We start from the raw sequence: 2,158 nt of genomic DNA, 5'->3' as shown, positions 1-2,158 counted from the left end.
GCTCTCCAGCGCCGATGATAGTTGGGGGTTTCCCCTTGTGAAAGTAGGACGCCGCTGGGCATTTACTTTTTAGCTTTAAGTAGATCCTGATATGAATAAATAAAAGAGACTAAGAAATTAACTGCTTATTAGCAATTAAACATTATTCCACAGTAGCTCAGTGGTAGAGCTATCGGCTGTTAACCGATCGGTCGTAGGTTCGAATCCTACCTGTGGAGCCATTTAGGAGAGCTGTCCGAGTGGCCGAAGGAGCACGATTGGAAATCGTGTAGGCGGTTTAGAGCCGTCTCGAGGGTTCGAATCCCTCGCTCTCCGCCAGAAATATCATGGCCCGTTGGTCAAGCGGTTAAGACACCGCCCTTTCACGGCGGTATCACGGGTTCGAATCCCGTACGGGTCACCAAGATTATTATAGTAACGTAAGTTATATATGTGGAGGATTAGCTCAGTTGGGAGAGCATCTGCCTTACAAGCAGGGGGTCGGCGGTTCGAGCCCGTCATCCTCCACCATTATTTTTTAAAACACCTATTATTATCGCGGGGTGGAGCAGTCTGGTAGCTCGTTGGGCTCATAACCCAAAGGTCGGTGGTTCAAATCCGCCCCCCGCAACCAAATATTTTTTGTTTAATTTATTTATTAGATTCCGTGGTGTAGAAGTTAATATGCCTGTTACTCAGGACATAGGTGATTCGAGCACATCATCCTCCACGATTGTTTTTTAAAATACCTATTATTATCGCGGGGTGGAGCAGTCTGGTAGCTCGTTGGGCTCATAACCCAAAGGTCGGTGGTTCAAATCCGCCCCCCGCAACCAATTATTTTTTGTTTCAATTATATGAGGTCCCGTGGTGTAGCGGTTAACATGCCTGCCTGTCACGCAGGAGATCGCGGGTTCGAATCCCGTCGGGACCGCCATTAATTTTAGAATTAAAGGTTAAAGATAAAATTTTATGTTTTAACTAATATATGGCTCAGTAGCTCAGTCGGTAGAGCAATGGACTGAAAATCCATGTGTCGGCAGTTCGATTCTGTCCTGAGCCACCATTCTTTTTGAGTGCTGGCCTAGCTCAATTGGTAGAGCAACTGACTTGTAATCAGTAGGTTGGGGGTTCAAGTCCTCTGGCCAGCACCATCATTTTCACTTGACTATTATAATTACTTTTTGTAATATATTAATTGTCATAAATGGAGGGGTAGCGAAGTGGCTAAACGCGGCGGACTGTAAATCCGCTCCTTGGGGTTCGGCAGTTCGAATCTGCCCCCCTCCACCATTAATTTTTTAACTTGGTAGATTGATTTAATTTATCATGTTTTTCTATGGTATAATTAATCATTGTAAATGAAACTTATGGCGGTTGTGGCGAAGTGGTTAACGCACCGGATTGTGATTCCGGCACTCGTGGGTTCAATTCCCATCAGCCGCCCCATTAAAATTAAAACAAATAAAAATATAGGGCTATAGCCAAGCGGTAAGGCATCGGATTTTGATTCCGTGACCCGCAGGTTCGAATCCTGCTAGCCCTGCCATTTTAAAATGCGGAAATAGCTCAGTGGTAGAGCACCACCTTGCCAAGGTGGGGGTCGCGGGTTCGAATCCCGTTTTCCGCTCCAATGGCGGCATAGCCAAGTGGTAAGGCAGAGGTCTGCAAAACCTCTATCACCGGTTCAAATCCGGTTGCCGCCTCCATATTTTTCAATTTAAAATGACAGTCTAACGTAATGCCGGGGTGGTGGAATTGGCAGACACACAGGACTTAAAATCCTGCGGTAAGTGATTATCGTGCCGGTTCAAGTCCGGCCCTCGGCACCATTTTAACATTAATACTATAATAAATTTTGCCGGTGTGGTGGAATTGGTAGACACGCAGCACTCAAAATGCTGTGGGTTCGTCCCGTGTCGGTTCGACTCCGACCACCGGTACCATTTAAATGTTATTACAAAACGCTGATTTAAGGTGTTTTTTTATTTGTGTAAAATACATTCCTTTCCTAACTTCGTTGATAAACGAAGTTTTTTTGTTTTTAACTCTCGATTTATTCAATAAAAGCACCTTCTAGTATGTAGAAGGTGCTACGAAGATAACTGTCTCTATCAAGTGAACCGCGAATGAAGTCAGATCAAGATTACTTTCTAAATTCAACGAGTTGCTCAAATGT

General features: G+C 44.6%; 16 tRNA genes. All 16 read left to right on the top strand.

The annotated features are described in order from the left end of the window. Positions 1-146 precede the first annotated feature (146 nt). The 16 genes from ACHABW_RS25675 to ACHABW_RS25600 all read left to right on the top strand — a co-directional run bounded on the left by ACHABW_RS25675 (position 147) and on the right by ACHABW_RS25600 (position 1,925). Positions 147-221, top strand: a tRNA-Asn gene (locus ACHABW_RS25675). Between the two features lie 4 nt (positions 222-225). Continuing rightward, positions 226-318: transfer RNA gene (locus ACHABW_RS25670), tRNA-Ser, on the top strand. A gap of 10 nt (positions 319-328) precedes the next feature. Further along, a tRNA-Glu gene (locus ACHABW_RS25665) sits at positions 329-403 on the top strand. A gap of 31 nt (positions 404-434) precedes the next feature. Next, positions 435-510: transfer RNA gene (locus ACHABW_RS25660), tRNA-Val, on the top strand. Between the two features lie 26 nt (positions 511-536). Beyond that, positions 537-613: transfer RNA gene (locus ACHABW_RS25655), tRNA-Met, on the top strand. A 125-nt stretch (positions 614-738) separates the two neighbouring features. Further along, positions 739-815: transfer RNA gene (locus ACHABW_RS25650), tRNA-Met, on the top strand. Between the two features lie 25 nt (positions 816-840). Continuing rightward, a tRNA-Asp gene (locus tag ACHABW_RS25645) sits at positions 841-916 on the top strand. Positions 917-969: 53 nt separating this feature from the next. Further along, positions 970-1,045: transfer RNA gene (locus ACHABW_RS25640), tRNA-Phe, on the top strand. Between the two features lie 12 nt (positions 1,046-1,057). Continuing rightward, a tRNA-Thr gene (locus ACHABW_RS25635) sits at positions 1,058-1,133 on the top strand. 55 nt (positions 1,134-1,188) lie between these two features. Continuing rightward, positions 1,189-1,272: transfer RNA gene (locus ACHABW_RS25630), tRNA-Tyr, on the top strand. Between the two features lie 80 nt (positions 1,273-1,352). Continuing rightward, positions 1,353-1,428, top strand: a tRNA-His gene (locus tag ACHABW_RS25625). Positions 1,429-1,453: 25 nt separating this feature from the next. Then, positions 1,454-1,528: transfer RNA gene (locus ACHABW_RS25620), tRNA-Gln, on the top strand. A 9-nt stretch (positions 1,529-1,537) separates the two neighbouring features. Then, positions 1,538-1,612 (top strand) — tRNA-Gly (locus ACHABW_RS25615). A gap of 2 nt (positions 1,613-1,614) precedes the next feature. Then, positions 1,615-1,688 (top strand) — tRNA-Cys (locus tag ACHABW_RS25610). Positions 1,689-1,722: 34 nt separating this feature from the next. After that, positions 1,723-1,811 (top strand) — tRNA-Leu (locus ACHABW_RS25605). A 28-nt stretch (positions 1,812-1,839) separates the two neighbouring features. Beyond that, positions 1,840-1,925: transfer RNA gene (locus ACHABW_RS25600), tRNA-Leu, on the top strand. Positions 1,926-2,158 lie beyond the last annotated feature (233 nt).

The organism is Salipaludibacillus sp. CF4.18 (assembly GCF_051262595.1).
GTDB lineage: Bacteria > Bacillota > Bacilli > Bacillales > Salisediminibacteriaceae > Salipaludibacillus > Salipaludibacillus neizhouensis.
The sequence above is the reverse complement of the archived record's forward strand: the minus strand, read 5'-3'. Positions and strand labels throughout refer to the sequence as shown.